Source organism: Rhodococcus sp. P4_F5 (genome assembly GCF_056401315.1).
Genome location: NZ_JBFUJP010000023.1, coordinates 34,554 through 55,137, shown reverse-complemented (window position 1 = coordinate 55,137; position 20,584 = coordinate 34,554). Strand labels below are relative to the sequence as shown.

The 20,584-nt window shown below is 70.4% G+C and carries 20 protein-coding genes and 1 pseudogene; 11 read left to right on the top strand and 10 right to left on the bottom strand.

The annotated features are described in order from the left end of the window. Nucleotides 1–263: 263 nt before the first annotated feature. Complete coding sequence (locus AC1DU4_RS11895; RefSeq protein WP_477840012.1) at nucleotides 264–1,133, bottom strand: alpha/beta hydrolase family protein; 870 nt, start codon at nucleotides 1,131–1,133, stop codon at nucleotides 264–266. Between the two features lie 140 nt (nucleotides 1,134–1,273). Between AC1DU4_RS11895 and AC1DU4_RS11890 the strand changes: the two genes are divergently transcribed. Further along, on the top strand, nucleotides 1,274–1,486 hold the full coding sequence (locus AC1DU4_RS11890) for a DUF4287 domain-containing protein (RefSeq protein WP_072847269.1): 213 nt from the start codon (nucleotides 1,274–1,276) through the stop codon (nucleotides 1,484–1,486). A gap of 123 nt (nucleotides 1,487–1,609) precedes the next feature. On the opposite strand, the gene AC1DU4_RS11885 is transcribed toward AC1DU4_RS11890, so the two are convergent. After that, nucleotides 1,610–2,203: a hypothetical protein gene (locus AC1DU4_RS11885; RefSeq protein ID WP_477840010.1), complete on the bottom strand. Its 594-nt coding sequence runs from the start codon at nucleotides 2,201–2,203 to the stop codon at nucleotides 1,610–1,612. A 103-nt stretch (nucleotides 2,204–2,306) separates the two neighbouring features. Between AC1DU4_RS11885 and AC1DU4_RS11880 the strand changes: the two genes are divergently transcribed. The 5 genes from AC1DU4_RS11880 to AC1DU4_RS11860 all read left to right on the top strand — a co-directional run bounded on the left by AC1DU4_RS11880 (nucleotide 2,307) and on the right by AC1DU4_RS11860 (nucleotide 8,424). Then, nucleotides 2,307–3,653, top strand: coding sequence for a wax ester/triacylglycerol synthase domain-containing protein (locus AC1DU4_RS11880; protein WP_477840008.1), 1,347 nt, complete (start codon nucleotides 2,307–2,309; stop codon nucleotides 3,651–3,653). 48 nt (nucleotides 3,654–3,701) lie between these two features. Next, a complete protein-coding gene (locus tag AC1DU4_RS11875) occupies nucleotides 3,702–4,292 on the top strand; it encodes a methyltransferase family protein (RefSeq protein WP_477840007.1) in 591 nt (196 codons plus the stop codon). 370 nt (nucleotides 4,293–4,662) lie between these two features. Beyond that, nucleotides 4,663–6,597: a molecular chaperone HtpG gene (gene htpG / locus AC1DU4_RS11870; RefSeq protein ID WP_255312567.1), complete on the top strand. Its 1,935-nt coding sequence runs from the start codon at nucleotides 4,663–4,665 to the stop codon at nucleotides 6,595–6,597. Nucleotides 6,598–6,700: 103 nt separating this feature from the next. Further along, complete coding sequence (locus AC1DU4_RS11865) at nucleotides 6,701–7,051, top strand: hypothetical protein (RefSeq protein WP_477840005.1); 351 nt, start codon at nucleotides 6,701–6,703, stop codon at nucleotides 7,049–7,051. 8 nt (nucleotides 7,052–7,059) lie between these two features. Next, nucleotides 7,060–8,424, top strand: coding sequence for an MFS transporter (locus AC1DU4_RS11860; RefSeq protein WP_477840003.1), 1,365 nt, complete (start codon nucleotides 7,060–7,062; stop codon nucleotides 8,422–8,424). Nucleotides 8,425–8,802: 378 nt separating this feature from the next. Here AC1DU4_RS11860 and AC1DU4_RS11855 read toward each other — a convergent pair whose 3' ends face one another. Together AC1DU4_RS11855 and AC1DU4_RS11850 are read right to left on the bottom strand one after the other, a co-directional pair. Further along, nucleotides 8,803–10,500 carry a fumarate hydratase gene (locus AC1DU4_RS11855; RefSeq protein ID WP_477840001.1) on the bottom strand — a complete coding sequence of 566 codons (1,698 nt, stop codon included), beginning with the start codon at nucleotides 10,498–10,500 and terminating at the stop codon, nucleotides 8,803–8,805. Nucleotides 10,501–10,578: 78 nt separating this feature from the next. Beyond that, a complete protein-coding gene (locus AC1DU4_RS11850) occupies nucleotides 10,579–11,709 on the bottom strand; it encodes a DNA glycosylase AlkZ-like family protein (RefSeq protein WP_477839999.1) in 1,131 nt (376 codons plus the stop codon). Nucleotides 11,710–11,789: 80 nt separating this feature from the next. On the opposite strand from AC1DU4_RS11850, the gene AC1DU4_RS11845 reads away from it, so the two are divergent. The 3 genes and pseudogenes from AC1DU4_RS11845 to AC1DU4_RS11835 all read left to right on the top strand — a co-directional run bounded on the left by AC1DU4_RS11845 (nucleotide 11,790) and on the right by AC1DU4_RS11835 (nucleotide 14,836). Beyond that, a complete protein-coding gene (locus AC1DU4_RS11845; protein WP_477839998.1) occupies nucleotides 11,790–12,623 on the top strand; it encodes a lysostaphin resistance A-like protein in 834 nt (277 codons plus the stop codon). Between the two features lie 176 nt (nucleotides 12,624–12,799). Further along, nucleotides 12,800–14,164: pseudogene (locus AC1DU4_RS11840) on the top strand (chloride channel protein); the annotation flags it as partial. Nucleotides 14,165–14,179: 15 nt separating this feature from the next. Further along, nucleotides 14,180–14,836: a CBS domain-containing protein gene (locus tag AC1DU4_RS11835; RefSeq protein WP_477840081.1), complete on the top strand. Its 657-nt coding sequence runs from the start codon at nucleotides 14,180–14,182 to the stop codon at nucleotides 14,834–14,836. On the opposite strand, the gene AC1DU4_RS11830 is transcribed toward AC1DU4_RS11835, so the two are convergent. Then, a complete protein-coding gene (locus tag AC1DU4_RS11830; RefSeq protein WP_477839996.1) occupies nucleotides 14,833–15,207 on the bottom strand; it encodes a PLD nuclease N-terminal domain-containing protein in 375 nt (124 codons plus the stop codon). The genes AC1DU4_RS11835 and AC1DU4_RS11830 overlap by 4 nt on opposite strands. A gap of 239 nt (nucleotides 15,208–15,446) precedes the next feature. On the opposite strand from AC1DU4_RS11830, the gene AC1DU4_RS11825 reads away from it, so the two are divergent. Continuing rightward, nucleotides 15,447–16,166 carry a DUF1906 domain-containing protein gene (locus tag AC1DU4_RS11825; RefSeq protein WP_477839994.1) on the top strand — a complete coding sequence of 240 codons (720 nt, stop codon included), beginning with the start codon at nucleotides 15,447–15,449 and terminating at the stop codon, nucleotides 16,164–16,166. Between the two features lie 41 nt (nucleotides 16,167–16,207). Here AC1DU4_RS11825 and AC1DU4_RS11820 read toward each other — a convergent pair whose 3' ends face one another. The 4 genes from AC1DU4_RS11820 to AC1DU4_RS11805 form a co-directional block, all read right to left on the bottom strand. Then, nucleotides 16,208–16,696 carry a hypothetical protein gene (locus AC1DU4_RS11820; protein ID WP_477839993.1) on the bottom strand — a complete coding sequence of 163 codons (489 nt, stop codon included), beginning with the start codon at nucleotides 16,694–16,696 and terminating at the stop codon, nucleotides 16,208–16,210. Nucleotides 16,697–16,941: 245 nt separating this feature from the next. Next, nucleotides 16,942–17,478: a nuclear transport factor 2 family protein gene (locus tag AC1DU4_RS11815; RefSeq protein ID WP_477839991.1), complete on the bottom strand. Its 537-nt coding sequence runs from the start codon at nucleotides 17,476–17,478 to the stop codon at nucleotides 16,942–16,944. 18 nt (nucleotides 17,479–17,496) lie between these two features. Further along, nucleotides 17,497–17,850: a hypothetical protein gene (locus AC1DU4_RS11810; protein ID WP_072847070.1), complete on the bottom strand. Its 354-nt coding sequence runs from the start codon at nucleotides 17,848–17,850 to the stop codon at nucleotides 17,497–17,499. Between the two features lie 105 nt (nucleotides 17,851–17,955). Continuing rightward, complete coding sequence (locus tag AC1DU4_RS11805) at nucleotides 17,956–18,708, bottom strand: Rv1157c family protein (RefSeq protein ID WP_477839989.1); 753 nt, start codon at nucleotides 18,706–18,708, stop codon at nucleotides 17,956–17,958. Nucleotides 18,709–18,960: 252 nt separating this feature from the next. Between AC1DU4_RS11805 and AC1DU4_RS11800 the strand changes: the two genes are divergently transcribed. After that, on the top strand, nucleotides 18,961–20,352 hold the full coding sequence (locus AC1DU4_RS11800) for a mannosyltransferase (RefSeq protein WP_477839987.1): 1,392 nt from the start codon (nucleotides 18,961–18,963) through the stop codon (nucleotides 20,350–20,352). Here AC1DU4_RS11800 and AC1DU4_RS11795 read toward each other — a convergent pair. Continuing rightward, nucleotides 20,297–20,584, bottom strand: a complete 288-nt coding sequence (locus AC1DU4_RS11795) for a 4a-hydroxytetrahydrobiopterin dehydratase (protein WP_477839985.1) — start codon at nucleotides 20,582–20,584, stop codon at nucleotides 20,297–20,299. The two genes, AC1DU4_RS11800 and AC1DU4_RS11795, sit on opposite strands and share 56 nt — an antisense overlap.

Sequence of the window (20,584 nt, the reverse complement as noted above, 5' to 3'; positions counted from 1 at the left end):
TTCCTTCGTTTCAGGTCACCGCATCCCTACCAGCTGATCGGGCGGCCCGTGCGTCAAGCGGTACGGATTCATCCGTTCATGGCACTCAGGGCTTTTGGTGGAGATGGTGCGTGCCGACCGCCGTCGGCGGCCCGGGCCGGATCGGCTACAGTGAGGTTGCAGGCTCTTTGGTAGGGGAATGCAAAGACGCCTCCGTCGCTCCCGGTGTTCACACACTCGGGATGAGCTACGGGGGCGTTTTTTGTTGCCCCGGCCCGCCGCGCTCAAGCAGCGCGGAGCGATGCCCGGCCGGTCGGGCGCCGTCCGAACGTGGCCTGGACCTGGATCCACTGCGCCAGCACCTCGCATCCGGACAGTCCTCTCGCGTCCAGCGGCTCGGTGGCGTACGCGACGTGCCGACCGCCCCGTGGGTTGGCCACCTGGATGCCGCGCCAGGTCAGGCGCGGGGGTAGGTAGCCCAGCACCTCGAGCATCGCGGTGCGCAGGCGCCGCAGGTCGGTGCGCCACTGCCGGACGCTCACGCGGGTCTTGGTGGCGTTCTGGAAGCTGTTGCGACGGATCAGTTCCCATGTCTTCGCGAGCCAGGTGCGCAGGTCCCGCAACGACATCCAGCGGGTGAGGTCGGCGATGTCGCGGACGAGGCTGTCGTCGCTGGCGTTGCAGATCATGTCCTCCGGGTGTCCGATCCACAGGACCGGAACCGATTCCGGTACGGCAGGTCCCGCCCCGGCGACACCGCGGCCGCGACACCCCGGCACCGCGCCCTCGGGCTGTTGCGGATCGGAGATCAGGCCCGCGGCGACGACATCGCAGCGGACGCGACCGTCCGCCATGTGTCCCAGCACCTCGCGGACGACGCTGCAGCCCTGCGAGTACCCGATCAGCATGACCGGCCCGTCGGCGCCCTCGAGTGCGTCGAGCACCTGCCGGACGCCGACCTCGGTGCTGCGCCGGAAACTCAGCCCGCCCGCCGCGACCGGGCCGTACGACGCCGGGTAGCCGACCCACCGCGAGTCGAAGCGAGCGTCCAGCGCGGCGGTGACCTCGCGCAGCAGGCCCGTCACCTCGGTGCGGCGGTCGTCCGGGTGGGACTCCCCGGTGCCGCCGACGGCGAGGACGGTTACCTGCTTCATGAGGCCATGCTGCTCGTCGCGGGTAAGAATCCGGACAGGAGCGACTGAGAGGACCCTGGCAATTCGGCGTGGCACACGGGGGCTCCGGGCGCCCGCCGATAGTGGGCGCATGTCGGACCCGGGCGGTAGCGTCGGCGAACATGACTGAGCCAGTGCAGGGTCCGGCCTCCTACTTCCCGTCGATCGAGAAGAAGTACGGCCGGCCGATCAGTGAGTGGAAGTCGATGATCCGTGCCTCGGAGCTGAGTGGGCACATGGAACTCGTCGCGTGGCTGAAGGCCGAACACGGGATGGGCCACGGACACGCGAACGCCCTCGTCGCGCACACGCTGAAGGAGGATGCCGCCGGCTGACCGTCGAGGCATCCGGAGACCAACCAGGGGCCGAGTCCCCGCACGGAGAAGGGGCAAGGACTTCGAGAAGGGGCTGGCGCAGCTCGCGGCGGTGGCCGAGGCGCGCTGACCGGCAAGTAGCCGTCAGTCGGTGGCCCGGCGCCGCCTGCGAATCGCCGAGACGACCCACCAGGACAGCCCGACGGCCGCCGCCGCGCCCACTGCCAGCAACGGCAGCGGGACGGCGGCGGTCATCCGCGTCCACGGGGTGATCCGGTGGACCGGCCCGTCCGCCGACGGCGCACGGGCCGCGCCGTAGACCCGCTCGGTCGCCGCCCGCACGTCGAACGAGGTCCCGGTGTACGGCCCGCAGGAGTACGCCTCCCAGGCCGCGCTCACGTCGTACGGCCGGGACACGAACAGCAGGTACTCCCGGCCGACCTCGAAACCGGTTCCGCAGCCGTTGCCGTCCGACAGGGTGCCGACCGTGGTCGTCGGCCCGACGTCGCCTTTGAACACCTCCGAGACCGCGAACTGGTACGTGTCGGTGAACCCGCCGGATGCCACGTCGGTGGCACGGGCCACGAACACCCCCGAGGCGTGGCTCACCGCCTCCTCCGGCGTGGCGAATGACGCACATGAGCATGCGCAGGCGGTGCCGGGAGCGGCGACACCGAGGCCCGTCGCGAGCAGCACGGTCACCGCGCCTGCCGCCGGCAAGCGCCACGGGAATCGCATCGACTGAACCTCCCTCGCCTGGCGGGTGCCGGGTCCCGCCAGAGCCTGCCACGGCGGCCGCGCCGGCGTCGGCGGTCGGTGATATCTTCCGGCGGTGCCGCGGATGAGTCCCCCTGACGCCCAGACCTATTGGATCTCGCGGAAGATTCCCACCGACCAGTTCCTGCTGTACTGCTTCGACGCCCCAGAGCGCGGCCTGGACGCGGTCCGGATCGAGCTGCTCGCACGGGCAGGCGCCGTCGCGGACCTGCGACTGCGCGTCCGCGAGGTGCCGTTCCACGCGGACTACCCGTACTGGGTGCCGGGGGAGATCGACGGCAGCCAGGTGATGCTGCACGAGACCGTGACGGACTGGGCGGGATGCCGGTCGGCGGTCGAGGAGTTGCTCACCGGCCGGCTCGACCCACGTGAAACACCCTGGCGGCTGCACCTTTTCGGAGTCGCCGAGGGCGCGCCAGGGGGCGGCGGGGCGGCCGCGGTGGCGGTGCTGCAGGTGGCACACGCACTGGCGGACGGCCGAGGTGCCTCGGGGCTGGCCCGCGAACTGTTCGGCCCGCACCCCACCGGGTCCGGTGCCCGGCCCGAGCCGTGGCGACCGGCGTCGGCGCTGGTGCGGGCGGTGGCCCGGCTGCCGATGCAACTGGCCGAACTGGCCGCGGCCGCGCCGCGGGCGCACCGCACCCACCAGGACCTGGAGCGCGGCACCGCGGACGGCAGCATCCCGCCGTCGCCGCCGAGCCGTCCCAAGGGCCTCACGAACGCCCGGCCCGACGAACGGCGGCAGATCCGGACGGTGGTCCGCAACGCCGCGGACCTGCGGGGCGACGGCGTCACCGTGACGGTGGGTGCGATGACCGCAATTTCGCTGGCGCTCACCCGCTACCTGCAGGCGCGGGGGAGGGCGGACGGGCTGGTCGCCGAGGTGACCGTGGCCAAGCCCGGCGCAGCCTTGGCCCGCAACCACTTCCGCAATGTCGCGGTGGACCTGCACCCGGAGACTGCGGACCTGCGGGAGCGCGCCGCCGCGATCGCCGCGTCGCTGGCACGAGCACGGGTGCGGGGCGAGCACCCGGCCGCCGCGGCTGCCGACCGTGCGCTGCGCGGGGTCCCCGGACCGCTGGTGCGGTGGGGCGTCGAGCAGTTCGACTTCACGGCCGTCCCCGACGCCGTCACCGGCGACACCGTGGTCTCGAGCGTCGACCGCGGCCCCGCGGACCTGCGCCTCGGTGGCGGCGCCGTCCGGTTCACCTCCGGCTTCCCGGCGCTCTCGCAGTTCATGGGCCTGACCCACGGGGTGCACGGCATCGGTGACACCGTCACCATCGGCGTCGCCACCAGCCCCGCCGTCCTCGACGACGTCGACGAGTACGAGCGACTGCTCCACCAGGCGGTCGACGAGGTGCGCGACGCAGTGTCGGCGCCGAACCGGCGCGGAGAACCTATCGTCTAGGGGCATGAGGTGCGGCGACGCTCGTCCCGCAGTTGTGCGGTTCCGGCGATGACGTCGGCGGAGCCGTACTTCGCCTCGCACCCGGCGGCGGGCGCGGTGCTCGCCCTGGCCGGGGTGGCCCTGGTGTCCTCGGAGATCTGGATCGGCCGTCGCCATCGCGCGCCCGAGAGCCGTGACCGGGGCAGCGGGCTGGCGGTCGGTCTGGGGTTGCTGGTGGCGTACCTGGGTGGCCTCGCGGTCAGCCTGCTGGTGCCCGCCACGGTGATCACGACGGGCGCCGGCTGGTTGTTCGTCGCCGGCCTGACGATCGCGGTCGCCGGACAGGGGCTGCGACTGCGCGCCGTGCACGAGCTGGGCGCGTCGTTCACCTTCGGGGTGCAGACCACGGCGGGGCAGCGGGTGGTCGACACCGGGCTCTACCGCCGGATCCGGCACCCGTCGTACACCGGCGCGCTGATCTGCGCATTCGGGTTCACGATCGCGTACACGAACTGGCTGTCCCCGCTGGCGGTGGGTGGCCTGGTGCTCGGTTACGCCGTCCGGATCCCGTACGAGGAGCGGGTGCTCGCGGAGGGCCTCGGCGATCCGTACCGGGAGTACATGCGACGGACCAAGCGGCTGATTCCCTTCGTCTTCTAGGAGCCGGTGGCGGGTTGAAGGAATCGGTGGCGGAGCGGCCCCACCGCCGATACCCTGCTACCAGTACGCGGGTTTCCGGCCAGCACGTGACGACTCGACGAGTCTTCGAACGGAGTCAACAGATGTCCACGATCATTTTCGACGCACTTCTTCCCTTCCTCGGGGCCGACGCGGCCACCCACCTGGCAACCCTGTGGGCTGTCGGTCCGTAGCAAGCCGCCGAATCCCACGGAAGAGGCCCGGCGGAGCAATCGCTCCTCCGGGCCTCGCCCGTGTTCGGGGACCACCCGAACGGCCGTGAGGTGCGGCGTATCATTCCGTCGACAAATCTGGCGCAGAGGTTCTGCTGTCGAAGGGAATCGGATTGAACGTGCACACCGGAGAACGCGAGCAGCTGGAGTTCCAGGCGGAGACCCGCCAGCTGCTGGACCTGATGATCCACTCGGTCTACTCGAACAAGGACTCCTTCCTGCGGGAGTTGGTCTCCAACGCCTCGGACGCGTTGGACAAGCTGCGGCTCGAGGCCTTCCGTGACAAGGATCTCGACGTGGACACGTCGGACCTGCACATCGAGATCGAGGTGGACCAGCAGGCGCGCACCCTCACCATCCGGGACAACGGCATCGGCATGTCCCGGGACGAGGTGGTGGACCTGATCGGCACGCTGGCCCGCTCCGGCACCGGGGAGCTGCGCCGCAAGCTGCGCGAGGCGAAGGACGCCGCGGCCTCGGAGGAGCTGATCGGTCAGTTCGGCATCGGCTTCTACTCGACGTTCATGGTCGCGGACAAGGTCACCCTGCTGACGCGCCGGGCCGGCGAGAGCCAGGCGACGCGCTGGGAGTCCACCGGCGAGGGCACCTACACGATCGAGACGGTCGAGGACGCGCCGCAGGGCAGCGCCGTGACGCTGCACCTCAAGCCCGAGGACACCGAGGACCACCTGCACGACTACACGTCGGAGCGGAAGATCCGGGAACTCGTCAAGCGCTACTCCGACTTCATCGCCTGGCCGATCCGGATGGACGTCGAGCGGCGCACACCGGCGACCGAGGACGGCGAGGCCGAGCAGGTCACGGTCGAGGCCGAGACGATCAACTCGATGAAGGCGCTGTGGGCGCGCTCGCGCGACGAGGTCTCCGACGACGAGTACAAGGAGTTCTACCGGCACATCGCCCACGCCTGGGACGAGCCGCTGGAGATCATCCCGATGAAGGCGGAGGGCACCTTCGAGTACCAGGCGCTGCTGTTCATTCCGTCGCACGCGCCGTTCGACCTGTTCAACCGCGACGGCCGGACCGGCGTGCAGCTCTACGTCAAGCGCGTGTTCATCATGGACGACTGCGACCAGCTGATGCCGGAGTACCTGCGGTTCGTCAAGGGCGTGGTGGACGCGCAGGACCTGTCCCTGAACGTCTCCCGCGAGATCCTGCAGCAGGACCGGCAGATCCGCGCGATCCGTCGCCGGCTCACCAAGAAGGTGCTCGCCACCGTCAAGGACATGAAGGCGCAGCGCCCCGACGAGTACCGCACCTTCTGGGCGGAGTTCGGCCGCGCGGTCAAGGAAGGCCTGCTCTCCGACACCGACAATCGCGATGCGCTGCTGGAGATCTCGTCGTTCGCTTCGACCCACAGCGAGGAGGAGTCGACCTCCCTCGCCGAGTACGTCACGCGGATGAAGGACGGCCAGGAGCAGATCTACTACGCGACCGGCGAGTCGCGGCAGCTGCTCGAGAGCTCCCCGCACATGGAGGCGTTCCGCGCGAAGGGGCTCGAGGTGCTGCTGCTCACCGACCCCGTCGACGAGATGTGGGTCGGGTCTGTCCCGGAGTTCGAGGGCAAGACGTTCCAGTCGATCGCCAAGGGCGAGGTCGATCTCGACAGCGAGGACGACAAGAAGGCCAACGAGTCCGAGCGTGAGGCGCAGGAGAAGGACTTCGCCGGACTGCTCGACTGGATGACGGAGTCCCTCGGTGAGCAGGTCACGAAGGTGCGCCTGTCCAGCCGGCTGACCTCCTCCCCGGCCTGCCTGGTCGGCGACGCCTTCAGCATGTCGCCGACCCTCGAGCGGATGTACCGGGCGTCCGGACAGCCGGTCCCGCCGTCACGGCGCATCCTCGAGCTGAACCCGACGCACCCGCTGGTGACCGCGATGCGCGCGGCGCACGCCGACCGTGCCGAGGACCCGGGCCTGGCGGACACCGCCGAGCTCGTCTACGGCATGGCGCTGCTCGCCGAGGGCGGGGAGCTCGACGACCCGGCCCGCTTCACCACGCTGCTCGCGAACCGGCTCGCCGGCACCGTGTAGTCGGACCGGGTGGCCGAAACCCACCCGCCGACACGAACATCCGCCCTTCCCGATCGCACCAGATCGGGGAGGGCGGATCTCGTCCACCCGATAGGGTGCGGGCATGACTGTCGTGTACAACATCTTCGTCGTGTGCCACCTGCTCGGTATGGCGGCGCTGGTCGGTGGCTACTTTGCCGTGCTGAACGCGCCCCGGGTCTCCGAGGTGATGGTGTGGGGCGCCCGCGCCCAGTTCGTGACCGGGCTGATCATCGTCGGCCTCGGCGAGGGCGCGTTGGACAAGAACTACATCCACGCCAAGATCGCCGTCAAGCTGGTGCTCTCGCTGGTGATCCTCGCCCTCGCGGAGATCACCCGGGCCCGGCAGAAGAAGGGCCAGCCCAACCCGAATCTCGTGCACGCGGTCGGTGGCCTGTCCGTGGTGACCGTCCTGGTCGCGGCGCTCTGGACCTAGCGGACGCGGTGAGTCCGGAAACCCGGACCCGCACCGAGCGCCTCGACGCGCTTCCGTTCACCCGTAGGCACGGCCGGCTGCTGCTCGGGTCCGGCGTCGGCTGGGCGCTCGACGCGATGGACGTCGGGCTGATCTCGTTCGTGATGGCCGCGCTGGCCGTGCACTGGGAGCTGAGCAGGACCCAGCTGTCCTGGATCGGCTCGATCGGCTTCGTCGGTATGGCCGTCGGGGCCAGCGTCGGCGGGCTGCTCGCGGACAGGATCGGCCGGCGGCAGGTGTTCGCCGCGACCCTGCTGATCTACGGCGTCGCGACCGGCGCCACCGCGCTGGCGGGTTCGGTGGCGGTGCTGATGGTGCTGCGCTTCGTGGTCGGCCTCGGCCTCGGCGCCGAGTTGCCCGTCGCGTCGACCCTGGTCAGCGAGTACGCCCCGCGCAGCCTGCGTGGCCGGATGGTGGTGGCGCTGGAGGCGTTCTGGGCGGTCGGCTGGATCCTGGCCGCCCTGATCGGCTACTACGTGGTGCCGCTCGGCGACGACGGCTGGCGGTGGGCGCTGGCGGTGGGGGTGGTGCCCACCGCGTACGCCGTGGTGGTCCGGCTCGGCCTGCCCGAGTCGGTCCGCTTCCTCGAACGGCGCGGCCGCCACGCCGAGGCGGAGGCCGCGGTCCGGTCCTTCGAGGAGTCGCCCCCGATCGGGTGGGCTGTCCGGACGCCCGAGCTCGACCCCGACCCCAAGCCCGAGCCGGTGCCCCGGGCATCGGCCGAGGCCCGCGTCGACGGCGCCGCCGAGTCTCTCTGGTCGCCCCGGCTGCGCAGGCGCACGGGGGCGCTGTGGACCGTCTGGTTCTGCATCAACCTGTCCTACTACGGTGCCTTCATCTGGCTGCCCAGCCTGCTGGTCGAGCAGGGTTTCGACCTGGTGAAGTCGTTCCAGTACACGCTCGTGATCACCCTCGCCCAGCTGCCCGGTTATGCGGTCGCGGCCTGGCTGATCGAGGCGTGGGGGCGGCGCGGCACCCTGGCGCTGTTCCTGGTCGGCTCGGCGGTGTCGGCGGGCGCGTTCGGGCTGGCGGACACCCCGACGCAGATCGTGGCGGCGGGAATGGCGTTGTCGTTCTTCAACCTTGGCGCCTGGGGCGCGTTGTACGCGATCGGTCCCGAGCTCTACCCGACGACGGCGCGGGGCTCGGGGACCGGGGCGGCGGCGGCATTCGGCCGGATCGCGTCGATCATCGCGCCGCTGATGGTGCCGTGGCTGCTGACGGGAGGCGGAAATCCGTTGGTGTTCGGGGTGTTCGCGGTGTCCTTCGCGATCGCCGCGGTCGCGACGACGGCGCTGCCGGAACGTCGCGGGCAGGCGCTGGAAGAGGTCTGACCGGATTCGTCCGAACATCCGACAGACGGGTCGTTCGGACGTCAGCCCGCAACCCATCTGCTCACAGTTGTCGGTGCGCACAGCGGCTGAATCAGGCTCACGCTTCTGTCGGCTCCACCGTTCGCGTCTCTCCCGTCGTTGCGTGGCTGTGGTCGGCGATCTGGTTGGGTCGACTCCGCGCTACTTGCAGCGGCGTGTGAACATCCTGGCCGACATTCAGACGAGTCACCGGGTCGGGACGCACAGCGCTGCCTGACGGCCAACGCCGGTGGCGCGGAAGGATGCTCCGCTCGGTGGACTCGGCTCCGGTGAATTTTCGTGCCCCACAACGAAACCGGCCCGACGGAAGGATTCCCGTCGGGCCGGTTTCGTGTTGTTCTAGAGGCCGGGGCGCTTGCCGATCGTCACGGTGACCTCGCCGGTGTGCGCGAAGAAGTCGTTGCCCTTGTCGTCGACGACGATGAACGCGGGGAAGTCCTCGACGTCGATCTTCCAGACCGCCTCCATGCCGAGCTCTTCGTACTCGACGATCTCGACGTTCTTGATGCAGTCCAGGGCCAGGCGCGCGGCCGGTCCGCCGATGGAACCGAGGTAGAAGCCGCCGTGCGTGTTGCATGCGTCGGTGACCTGCTTGGACCGATTTCCCTTGGCCAGCATGATCATCGAGCCACCCGCGGCCTGGAACTGCTCGACGTACGAGTCCATGCGGCCGGCTGTGGTGGGTCCGAAGGAACCGGACGCCAGGCCCTCGGGGGTCTTGGCCGGACCGGCGTAGTACACCGGGTGGTCCTTGAGGTACTGCGGCATCTCCTCGCCGGCGTCCAGACGCTCCTTGATCTTCGCGTGCGCGATGTCGCGCGCGACGACCAGCGGGCCGGTCAGCGACAGGCGGGTCTTGACCGGGTGCTTGGACAGCTCGGCCAGGATCTCCGGCATCGGGCGGGTGAGGTCGATCTTGACCGCGGCGCCCTTGCCGGTGCCCGAGATGCCGTCGGTGTCGGCATCGAGCTGGCTGTCGGTGACCTCGGGCAGGAACCGGCCCGGGTTGAACTCGAGCTGCTCGAGGAAGACGCCCTCGGGGGTGATCTTCGCCTTGGCCTGACGGTCCGCCGAGCAGGACACGGCGATCGCGACGGGCAGCGACGCGCCGTGGCGGGGGAGACGCACGACGCGGACGTCGTGGCAGAAGTACTTGCCGCCGAACTGCGCGCCGATGCCGATCTTCTGGGTGAGCTCGAAGACCTGCTTCTCCAGCTCGTGGTCGCGGAAGCCGCGGCCGGTGATCGCGCCCTCGGTGGGCAGCTCGTCGAGGTAGTGCGCGGACGCGTACTTGGCCGTCTTGAGCGCGAACTCGGCGGACGTGCCGCCGACGACGATCGCGAGGTGGTACGGCGGGYAGGCCGCGGTGCCGAGCGCGCGGATCTTGGCCTCGAGGAACTGCATCATCGAGTCCGGGTTCAGGATCGCCTTCGTCTCCTGGAACAGGTAGGACTTGTTGGCGCTGCCACCGCCCTTGGCCATGAACAGGAACTTGTAGGCGTTCTCGTGGCCCTTGGCCGTGTCCGCGTACAGCTCGATCTGCGCGGGCAGGTTGTTGCCGGTGTTCTTCTCGTCCCACATGGTGATGGGGGCGTTCTGCGAGTACCGCAGGTTCAGCCGGGTGAAGGCGTCGTACACGCCGCGGGCGATCGACTCCTCGTCGTCACCGGGGGTGAGCACCTGCTGCCCGCGCTTGCCCATCACGATCGCGGTGCCGGTGTCCTGGCACATCGGCAGCACGCCGGCCGCGGCGATGTTTGCGTTCTTGAGCAGGTCCAACGCGACGAACTTGTCGTTGTTCGACGCCTCGGGGTCGTCGAGGATGCTGGCCAGCTGCGTCAGGTGGTCGGTGCGCAGGTAGTGCGAGATGTCGTGCAGCGCGGTCTCGGTGAGCAGCCGCAGCGCCTCGGGCTCGACCTGCAGGAAGGTGCGGCCGTCGGGTCCCTCGACGGTGGACACCCCCTCGGTGGTGAGCAGCCGGTACTCGGTGGTGTCTTCACCGATCGGGAGCAGGTCCTCGTAGAGGAAGTCGGCCATCATCTCTCCTGAGCAAGGGGGTACGAAGTGCTCGTCCAGGCTAATGGTGCGCCGATCGGCCCTGCTCGACGGCCCCGGTCAGGCCTCCTCGGTCACCCCGGCCGCCGCGACGCCACGATGCTCGGCCAGCGCCTCGGCCTGCTCGCGGACGCCGGCGCGGACCGCCGCGGAGAGCCGGCCCCACGGGGTGATCGCCACGGTGAGCTTGCGGCCCGACGCCCGCGGCCGCCACAGCCCGACCAGTTCGCCGCCGCGGGCGATCGCGCCCGGCCGGCCCAGCGTGGGCCACAGCGACTTGCGGTGGTCGGGGTCCGGCACCAGCGTCTCGCGGTCCTTGAGTTGCAGGTACGGGTCGAAGGGGCCGAGCAACCGGACCGAGTCGTCGTCCGGCGGTGCCAGCAGCGCGTCCAGGTCCGCGGCGAGCATCGAGCGGGGTTGGCCGTCGACGAGCACGTCGACGGCGTCCTCGGGCCAGTGCGCCCTGACGTCCCGGACCGGGGCGTCGAGGAAGGCCGCGACCTGCGCGGGGTTGGCCGGGCCGTAGAACCGCAGGTAGCCGCGGACGACGTCCAACCGTGGGTCCGCCTCGGCGCCCGACGCGGCGAAGGCGGCCTGCCGCCAGCCGGGGATCTTCTCGAGCACCGGCGGGGAGGTGCCGGGCCGCAGCTCGAGCCCGGCCTGCAGGGCGGCCAGCCGGAACGGCATCTCGTACACGTGGGTGGCGTCGCAGGGCCGGCAGAACCGTAGGTAAGGGGCCTCGACGCGGGCGGTGAGGGCGCTGGACATGGCGCCCTTGACGGTGGGTTCGGTGACGATCTCGTCCATCAGGCCGGCCACGGTGCGCAGGGCGTCGAGCGCGGGGATGCCGGCCGCCTTCAGCGGCTTGTTGGCGTCGAAGATGCGTTTGCCGGCGTCGGTCTCGGACAGCGGTGCGGTGGCGACGGCGACCGCGGGCAGGTCGCCGCGACGGTAGAGGTGCGGCGCTCCGCGCAGCGTCCACGCGAGGGCGAGCCTGCCGCGCTCGTCGGGCCCCGGCCCGGCCGCGCCGCGCAGTCTCAGCGCCCAGGCGGCGCCGTCGGGGCCTGTGTTCTGGACGCCGAGGTCGAGGATGTCGCAGTCCGTCGGACCCGCGGTCCCGGGAGCGCGGTCGAGTTGCTGGGCGTGCCAGCGGTACGCCAGCATCCGTCTGCGGTCCACCCCGGTCGGCATGGCGCGAGTGTAGGGGAGGACACCGACACCGAGGTCGCGGATCGGGTGGCCCCGGACGGCGTATCCGTACACTGGGTCCAATGCAGTTTCGGGAACTCGGCCCAGCTCTCCCCGCCTCGGGAGTCGCTGCCCTGCCCGCTTCGGGAGTCGCAGCCCTCCCCGCCGCCGGTGTGGCAGTCGCGGACGCGCCGGCTCCGTCGGCCGAGCGGCACGCATTTCACGCCTACCTCGACGTGGCCGTGGTGGTCCTGGTCCTGGTCGGCACGAACCTGATCGCGCACTTCACCAACGCGTGGGCCAGCATCGCAAGCGTGCCGATCGCGGCGGTCGTCCTGGTCGCGTTGACCAGGCGGCGCGGGCTCGGCTGGGCGGAGCTGGGGCTCTCGCCGCGGCACTGGCGAAAGGGCTCGCTGTACGCGCTCGGCGCCGTCGGGTTGGTGCTCGCGGTGGTGGGGATCGGCGTGCTGCTTCCGCTGACCCGGCCGTTCTTCATGGCCGACCGCTACGCCACCATCTCGGGCGCGTTGATCGCGTCGATGATCGTCATCCCCCTGCAGACCGTGATCCCCGAGGAGCTGGCATTCCGCGGTGTCCTGCACGGCACCCTCGACCGGATCACCGGTGCCCGCGGGGTATTCGCCGCCGGGTCGCTGCTGTTCGGGCTCTGGCACATCGCGTCGTCGATTGGCTTGACCAGCGGGAACAAGGGCCTGACCGGGTTCCTGGGCGGGGGAGTGTTCGGGCAGGTCGCCGGGATCGTCGGCGCCGTGCTCGCGACGGCGGCGGCCGGATTCGTGTTCACCTGGCTGCGTCGGCGCAGCGGCAGCCTGCTTGCCCCGATCGCCCTGCACTGGTCGCTCAACGGCATCGGTGCGCTGGCGGCGGCGGTCGTCTGGCAGATGTCGGTGTCCTGACCCAGCCCGGCTCGGCCCTGCCCGGCCCTGGCCCGGGAACCCCGCCGAACAGGCAAAAGCTGCCGTAGGCTCAGAAGTCGTGACGGCCAGCGACTGTCGACTCGCCAGTGTCATGACGGCCGGGCCGGGCTGAGGTGTCCGCGGCCCGCGCGGCGACGGACCGATGGCACGAGACCGTGCGGTCGGCCGGAACCTCGCTGGGCGGATGGATCGGCCGGTCGAGCTACCTGCGCAAGTGGCTCGTCCTCGGCGCCGCGATCGGTGTCATCGCCGGCCTCGGCGCCGTCGTCTTCTACCTCGCACTCACCCAGGCCACCCACCTGCTGCTGGGGGTGCTCGGCGGCTACACGCCGCCCGAGGCAGCGGGCGAGGGCGGCGGCGCAGGCAGCGGCGGCTTCACCCGGCCGTGGGCCATCCCGCTGATCGTGTGTCTGGGCGGGCTGGCGTCCGGCTTCATCGTGTTCACGTTCGCCCCGGAGGCCGCCGGCCACGGCACCGACGACGCGATCGACGCGATCCACCACAACCCCCGGAAGATCCGGGTCCGCGCCGTGGTCGTGAAGCTCGTCGCCTCCGCGATCACGATCGGGTCCGGCGGATCCGGCGGCAGGGAGGGCCCGACCGCGCAGATCTCGGCCGGCTTCGGTTCGCTGCTGGCCCGGTTTCTCGACCTCTCGCCGCGCGACGGCAGGATCGCGGTCGCGGTCGGCATCGGGTCCGGCATCGGCGCGATCTTCGGGGCACCGCTCGGCGGCGCGTTGCTGGCCGGTTCGATCGCTTACCGCGACGACTTCGACTTCGACGCCGTGATCCCGGGCCTGATCACGTCGATCGTCAGCTACTCGGTGTTCGGCTCGCTGCTGGGTTTCGCGCCGCTGTTCGGCTACGCGGCGGCGGACTACCGGTTCACCGATCCGCTGCACCTGGTGTGGTTCGCCGTGATCGGGGTCCTCGGCGGGCTGATCGGGCTGCTGTACGCGGGCATGTTCTACGGCGTCGCGGGCCTGTCCGCCCGGGTCCCGTGCAGTCGAGTACTCAAGCCGGCGATCGGTGGGCTGCTGGTCGGCCTGCTCGCGCTCGCGCTGCCCGAGGTGCTCGGCAGCGGGTACGGCTGGGTGCAGCAGTCGTTGGGGCGCGAGTCCCTGATGGCGATGCCGCTGTGGGTGGTGCTGGTGCTGCCGGTCGCGAAGATCCTCGCCACCTCGTTGTCCATCGCCACCGGCGGCTCGGGCGGCATCTTCGGTCCGGGCATGGTGATCGGCGCGTTCATCGGGGCCGCGGTGTGGCGGCTGCTCGAACCCTTCGCGCCCGGCATCCCGGACAGCCCGGCGCCGTTCGTCATCGTGGGGATGATGGCCTGCTTCGGCAGCATCGCCCGCGCGCCGCTGGCGGTGATGGTGATGGTCGGGGAGATGACCGGCAGCCTGACCGTCCTCGCGCCGGGAATGCTCGCCGTCGGGCTGTCGTACCTCATCGTCCAGCGCACCGGGAAGACGATCTACCGCTCGCAGCTGGGCACCCGCGAAGAGTCCCGCGCGGCGCGCCTGCGGCTCGGGATGCCCCTGCTCGGCCGGGTCGCGGTGGCGGGGTCGATGTCCGAGCCCCGGCTGGTCCTCGGCGCCGACACCTCCTGCGCGACGGCAGCCGAGCGGATGCACGCGGCCGGCGTGCCCGGGGCCCCGGTGGTCGACGGGGAGGGGCGCTTCACCGGGACGGTGACGCGCACGGACCTCGACGCCCTGCCGGACGACCGGGCGACCGGACCGCTCGCCCGCCGGGTCGATGCGAGCGCCGCGACCGTCGACGTCGCGGGGAACCTGGACCAGGCGCTGGACGCGATGTCGGATCGAGTCCGGTGGACGACGGTGGTCGACGGCCGTCGCCGGGTCCGAGGCATCGTCGCTGTCCGCGATCTGGTCCACGGGTACCGGGCCGAGGTGCAGGCCGAGGAGCGGCGCGTCGCCAACGTGGGCTCGCACGTGGAGGTCCTCGAGGCGCGGGTGGGCGTGGGCGCCACGGTGCTGGGACGCCCGCTGGGGCAGGGGGTGCTGCCCAGCGGCTGCCTGGTGCTTGCGGTGCAGCGCGGTGACGCCGTGCTGCCGGGCGCCGCCTCGACGGTCCTGTGCGTCGGCGACGTGGTGACGGTGCTCGGCCGTCCGGACCTGCTCGAGATTGCCCGCCGGACGGTGGCGGGAAACGACCCGAGCGACTAGCGCTCGTCGGGTTGTTCGGGGTCGCGAGCCAGGCGCTGCTGTCGGGCGACGCGGCGCTGCTCCTCCGCGCGCTCGCGGCACTGCCGTAAGAAGGCCTCATCGTCGGCCGGGTTCTGTGCGACGTGGCGGCCGGGCCGTTCGTACTCTCCGAAGTGCGACGAATACTGTCGCTGCGCCGCCGGCCGCGGCGGGCCCTGCGGGCGGCCGAGGATCAGCCACAGAAGCGATCCGACGGTCGGCACCAGCAGGACTATGAACAACCATGCGAGTCGCGGGAGATGACGTACCTCCCAGTCCTGCCGGGTCAGTACGTCCACCAGGCAGAAAACCCACAGTGCAAGCGTCAACAGCCCGAATGCCAGGTACGGCACGGCACATCCCTCCCATCGCGGCGGCAGGCACCGGTGCGCCTGCCTCTACGACCCCCGGCGGAGAGGGTACAGGGGGCGATCATCGTGGTGACGGGTTGTGTGGAGCATTGGGGGGCTTGCGCACGGCGACCGAACGATGTGACTGGTGGAACGGAAGTGAACTGGCGAGGCTGGCGGTGGTGTGATGGAATGCACAGGATCTTCGGTGGGCCGACCCCTTCAGCAATTGCGAGGCAAACGTGGACGTGTCACGTCGGAATCTGTTCAGGTATGCGGCGGTCGGTTCCGCCGCGCTCGGGGTGGCCGCGCTCGGTGGGACCCCCGCCGTCGCCGCGCCCAGCCTGGGGACACTCGTCGACTACTCCGGCGGCGTGCCCGACGCGGCGGCGATCCTGGCCGCCGGGCACACCGGCGCGATCCGCTACGTCTCCGACCCCAGGCCCGACGCGACGTGGATGACCGGCAAGCCGATGCGCGCAGCGGAGGCGACCGCACTCACCGACGCCGGCCTCGAGGTGGTGTCCTGCTACCAGTTCGGCAAGGCCGCGACCGCGGACTGGCACGGCGGGTTCGACGCGGGCCGACGGCACGCCGAGCGCGGACTCGAACTGCACCTGGCGGCGGGCGGACCGGAGAACCGGCCGATCTACGCGTCCATCGACGACAAGCCGACGGCGACGGAGATCGCGACCCAGGTCCTGCCGTACATCGAGGGCTGGGAGTCGGTGGTGGGACACGAGAACACCGGCGTGTACGCGAACTCGGGGACGCTGGACGTGCTGCAGGCGGCGGGACTGGGTTCGTTCTACTGGCAGCACAACTGGGGCACGCCGAAGGGCTACGTGCACCCGGACGCCCACCTGCACCAGTACGAGATCGACAAGCGCGCAGTCGACGGCGTCGGCGTCGACCTCAATGCGATCCTGCGCGCCGACTACGGGCAGTGGTCGTTGGCCTGACCGGTCAACGACCACCACCCGGGTTCAGTCGGGTCGCTGTGTCAGCAGAGCGGCTTGGCCATGTTGTAGATTTCCTGCGCCTGCTCCGGGGTCGCGGCCGTGCCCTCGTTCCCGGCCCTGGCCTCGAGCGAGGTGACGACCTCGGACTCGGGCTTGTTCGCGTTGATGTCGGCGCAGGTCTGGTTGAGGATGTCGCCGATCACCGCGTCGTCACGGCCCTCCGCGAGGCTCGGGTACCTGGTCTTGAAAGCGACCGTGAAGGTCGAGACCTTGGCCGTGTCTACGGCGCCTCGGGCCTGACTGGCCAGCGTGCTGGCCGCGGCGCCGGCGGAGGAGATGGCCGACCCGGCCGCCGCGCCGGCCGAGGACACCGCCCCCTCAGCCGCGTTGGCCGCTGAACTGAGCGCGGCGGACACGTTGTCCTTGGCGCTGTTCGTGGTGGTTTCGGTGCTGCCATTGTCGTTCGAGCTACAGCCCGCGACGGCGAAGACAATGGCAGAGGCGGTGATTACAGCTGCTGCGATTCTCATGTTCGGAGCGTAGCCCCGTCAGAGCGCTCCGCGCCGGATGTCGACGGTCGGGCGGTTCGTGCCGAAGCAGCCCGTCAGCCCGGTACCGTCGTCAGACACGCATGCCCACAACGGAATCGGAGAAGACATGGACGTCATCGTGAACCTGCTGTACACGGTCGCCGCAAACCTCTACGCGGGGATCTCCGCGGGATCGACCGCCCCCGCCACGCCGCCGACCACCCAGGCGACGCCGGAGTAGTCCGCTACACGCCGACCGCGGCGAGCCACTTCCGGGCCTCGTCCGGCAGGGTTCCCGCGGCATCGGCGCTGCGGCACCACCGCTTGACCATCTGGAGGAACTTCATGGGGTTGTAGACGTCTTCCTCGCACGACCACAGACCGTCGCCCGCGTAGTGCAGGATGGTCAGGTTCGAGGCCTCGTGGGTCCTGCCGTCGCCGAGATCGCGCATGGGATTGCGGATCTCGCAGATGACCACGCCACGGTCCTCGTCCACCGTGTACCACGCTGCGGGGAACTCGGGCATGTGGTTGCCGGGGAAGGACGTCATGGTGCGGACCACCCACTCGCGGATCTCCTCGCGCCCGGCGAAGTTCCCGTACGCGTGCTCGACGTAGGTCGCGTCCTCGGTGAACATGTCCGCGAAGAGGTTCCAGTTCCCGGTTTCCGTGGCCTCGACGACGGTGCGCTGGTAGCCCTCGAAGGCGCTCTCCAGTTCGGCCCTGCTCCAGCGCGGACTCGTCGTCTGCCGGTCGGTCTCAGGCCTGGTCGGCTCGGTCACGTGGATCTTCTCCCTCGCTCAGGTCTGGGTGTGTGCCAGCGGTGACGCCGCCAGTTCCGGTTCCTCGGGCAGCACGCGGAGCGGACGTTCGCCGGGGCTCTCGCGGGTGGCGCGCCACGACAGCACCGACCACTGGGACAGCCCCGACAGCGCCGAGCCGATGCTGCCGAACGAACCGGTGGACAGCGCCGAGCCGGCCGATCCGATCGAGCCTATCGACAGGATCGAGCCGACACTGCCGATCGAGAGAATCGAGTAGGACGAGCCGATCGAGAGGATCGACCCCTCCGAGCGGATCGAGAGGATCGAGCGTCGGGAGTGGTTGGACTTCCACGAACGACCGGACCCGGAGCGTCTGGAGGAGGAGGTCATTCCTCGGTCTACCACAGGACTCCCGGCTCGACCACCTGGCCGGCGCACGCAGAAGGGCCCCTCGCCGAGGCGAGGGGCCCTTCACACGTGGATCGGGTGTCGGTGTCAGCCGACGGTGACCATCCCGAGGGTCGGCAGGAAGCTGCAGGTGACCGGTGCGGGGGTGGACTCGGTGGTGAGACCGCCGGAGATCACCGCGAGCACGCGGCCGCGGCCGGTGTTGGCGATCGCCGAGAGGGTGGCGGGGCCGTCCGGGTTGATCCGCGACGCGGTGGTCAGCGTGTCCGTTCCGGTCCGCTGGTTGTCGATGTTGACCCACGAGACCGTCAGCGGGTTGGGCTGCTCGGCGGTTGCCTTGCTGGTGCCCAGCGCGGTGAAGACGAACCCGGCCTGCTCGGCGGTCGGTCCCGGAGGCGGCAGGTGCGCGGGGCCGGGCACGGCGAGCGCGGTGGCGATCGAGTCGCCGGTGCCGTCGATGCAGCCCTTGCCGATGGACGGGTAGAGGAACTGGGCGATGGCCGGGCCGTCAGCCGGGGGGAGCTCGGGGCCGCCGCCGCCGCTGCCGTCCAGGAAGGTGATGACCTTCTCGAGGGTCGCCTTGGTCTGCGGCGGCAGGTTCGCGGCCTCCAGCATGGCCTTGGCCTGGGCCAGGAGATCGGCCTGCGGGCCGCCGGCGATGTCCATCGGTCCGGCAGCGGCGCCGATGATGGCCGGCGCGATGGCCGCCAGCGACTCGATGCCCTCGGGGATCGGAGCCGGTGCGGGCTGGGCGGATACGCCTGCCGGCACCGCCATTGCGGTGGCAGCGACAATCGCCAACCCGGTGATCGTTCTGCGCGTTCCTCGCGTACGAAGCACGGTCTCCCCATCCTTGTTCTCAAGCGTCGGCCGGCCTGGCCGGCCACTCGTGTCGAGCGGCCACTCTATGCAGGCAGCCTGGCGGTTGTACAGCGTTAGAAAAACCAGCCTCGCGGCGGTGCCGATCTGCGGCCCATGTCCACGGCGATTCGGCTGTCGCCAGGCATTCTATTCAACATACTGCGGTTGACGGCTGTCTGGTGACCATAGCCTGTGAACAGAGTGAAGCCAGAGGTTGTTGATGCAACTGTTATGGAGGAGGTTTGGGGCTTCGCGGCCCGCCGCGTGACTGCCGTAGGCTCGCCCGCGAACTTACTTCGGGTTCGACCCGTCGCCCCACACCACACGGGAGAGCCCGACACTGTGTCCGAGACACCTCACGCACCTGCGCTTCTCACGGAGGCGCGCAGCCCCCGCACCGGACCACGCGCGGAGCGCCTGCTGCGGTTCGCGCCGGTCCTGCTGGCGGTCGCCGTGCTGGTCCGGATGGCCTGGGGATTCCTCAGCCAGAACGGGATGAACCTCGTCGACCTGCACGTGTACGTCGACGGTTCGGCCGCGCTGCTCGACGGCAACCTGTACGACTACACCTACTCGGAGCTGACGCCCGACTTCCCGTTGCCGTTCACCTACCCGCCGTTCGCGGCGCTGGTGTTCCTCCCACTGCACTACCTACCGTTCGGACTGGTCGGGGTGCTCTGGCAACTGCTCACCATCGGTGCGCTCTACCTGCTGGTCAAGATGAGCCTGGAGTTGCTGCTGGGCTCGCGTGCGCTCGACCCACGTTGGACGTCGATCGCGATGGTGTGGACCGCGATCGGGATGTGGACCGAGCCGGTGCGCTCGACGCTCGACTACGGGCAGGTCAACGTGTTCCTCGCACTCGGTGCGATGGTCGCGGTCCGCAGCAGTCGGTGGTGGGTGGCCGGCGGGCTGGTGGGCGTGATCGCGGGTATCAAGCTCACCCCGGCGATCACCGGGCTGTACTTCGTGCTGCGGCGGCGCTGGCGGGCCGCCGTCTTCTCAGCGGTCGCGTTCGCCGGGACCGTGGGGCTGAGCTACCTGGTCGTCGGGTCGGAAGCGCGGCGGTACTTCGAGCACCTGCTCGGCGACGCCTCCCGGATCGGTCCCGTGGGGTCGGTGTGGAACCAGTCGATGCGCGGCGCGCTGAGCAGGCTGCTCGGCCACGACGTGGAGAGCGGGTGGCTGTGGCTCACCGCCGTCGCCGTTGCCGCGGTACTGGCGCTGCTCGCGTGGCGGTCGCTGGGCGCGGAGGACCTGCTGGGCACCCTCGTGGTCGTCCAGGTGTTCGGTCTGCTGATCTCGCCGATCTCGTGGTCGCACCACTGGGTGTGGCTGATCCCGATGCTGATCTGGCTGGTGCACGGCCCGCTCTCGGACCGGCGCGGGTCGCGGGTCCTGGCGGCCTGCTGGCTGACCGCGATCCTGGTCGGGGTGCCGTGGGTGCTCAGCTTCTTCCAGGACTCGATCTGGCTCATCTCCCGCCCCGGTGTGCTGGCCTGGCTGGGTGCGGTGAACGTGATCGGCGCCGTGGCGTTCTACCTGTGGCTGATCTGGGCGCGGCGGGTCAGCCCGCGGCCAGCCGGTCGATCTCCCGAGCGAGTTCCACGTCCAGTGTCGTGATTCCGCCCATGGAGTGGGTGGAGCAGGTGAAGGTGACGGTTCGCCACCGGATGTCGATGTCCGGGTGGTGATTGCGCGTCTCGGCGGCCACCGCGACCCGGTCGACCAGTGCGACGGCGTCCGGGAAGGTCGGCGATTTGATCGTGCGGACCAGCGTGTCACCGGCGCGGTGCCAGTGCGGTAGTGCGGCGAGCGCGGCGTCGACCTCGGTGTCCGGCAGCAAGTCAGCCAT

What these genes read in the sequence shown, in the direction of transcription:
- AC1DU4_RS11895 (WP_477840012.1), bottom strand. Translation starts at nt 1,133, where the DNA reads ATGAAGCAGGTAACCGTCCTCGCCGTCGGCGGCACCGGGGAGTCCCAC.
- AC1DU4_RS11890 (WP_072847269.1), top strand. Translation starts at nt 1,274, where the DNA reads ATGACTGAGCCAGTGCAGGGTCCGGCCTCCTACTTCCCGTCGATCGAG.
- AC1DU4_RS11885 (WP_477840010.1), bottom strand. Translation starts at nt 2,203, where the DNA reads ATGCGATTCCCGTGGCGCTTGCCGGCGGCAGGCGCGGTGACCGTGCTG.
- AC1DU4_RS11880 (WP_477840008.1), top strand. Translation starts at nt 2,307, where the DNA reads ATGAGTCCCCCTGACGCCCAGACCTATTGGATCTCGCGGAAGATTCCC.
- AC1DU4_RS11875 (WP_477840007.1), top strand. Translation starts at nt 3,702, where the DNA reads ATGACGTCGGCGGAGCCGTACTTCGCCTCGCACCCGGCGGCGGGCGCG.
- AC1DU4_RS11865 (WP_477840005.1), top strand. Translation starts at nt 6,701, where the DNA reads ATGACTGTCGTGTACAACATCTTCGTCGTGTGCCACCTGCTCGGTATG.
- AC1DU4_RS11850 (WP_477839999.1), bottom strand. Translation starts at nt 11,709, where the DNA reads ATGCCGACCGGGGTGGACCGCAGACGGATGCTGGCGTACCGCTGGCAC.
- AC1DU4_RS11845 (WP_477839998.1), top strand. Translation starts at nt 11,790, where the DNA reads ATGCAGTTTCGGGAACTCGGCCCAGCTCTCCCCGCCTCGGGAGTCGCT.
- AC1DU4_RS11835 (WP_477840081.1), top strand. Translation starts at nt 14,180, where the DNA reads ATGCCCCTGCTCGGCCGGGTCGCGGTGGCGGGGTCGATGTCCGAGCCC.
- AC1DU4_RS11820 (WP_477839993.1), bottom strand. Translation starts at nt 16,696, where the DNA reads ATGAGAATCGCAGCAGCTGTAATCACCGCCTCTGCCATTGTCTTCGCC.
- AC1DU4_RS11810 (WP_072847070.1), bottom strand. Translation starts at nt 17,850, where the DNA reads ATGACCTCCTCCTCCAGACGCTCCGGGTCCGGTCGTTCGTGGAAGTCC.
- AC1DU4_RS11800 (WP_477839987.1), top strand. Translation starts at nt 18,961, where the DNA reads ATGGAGGAGGTTTGGGGCTTCGCGGCCCGCCGCGTGACTGCCGTAGGC.
- AC1DU4_RS11795 (WP_477839985.1), bottom strand. Translation starts at nt 20,584, where the DNA reads ATGGCTGACTTGCTGCCGGACACCGAGGTCGACGCCGCGCTCGCCGCA.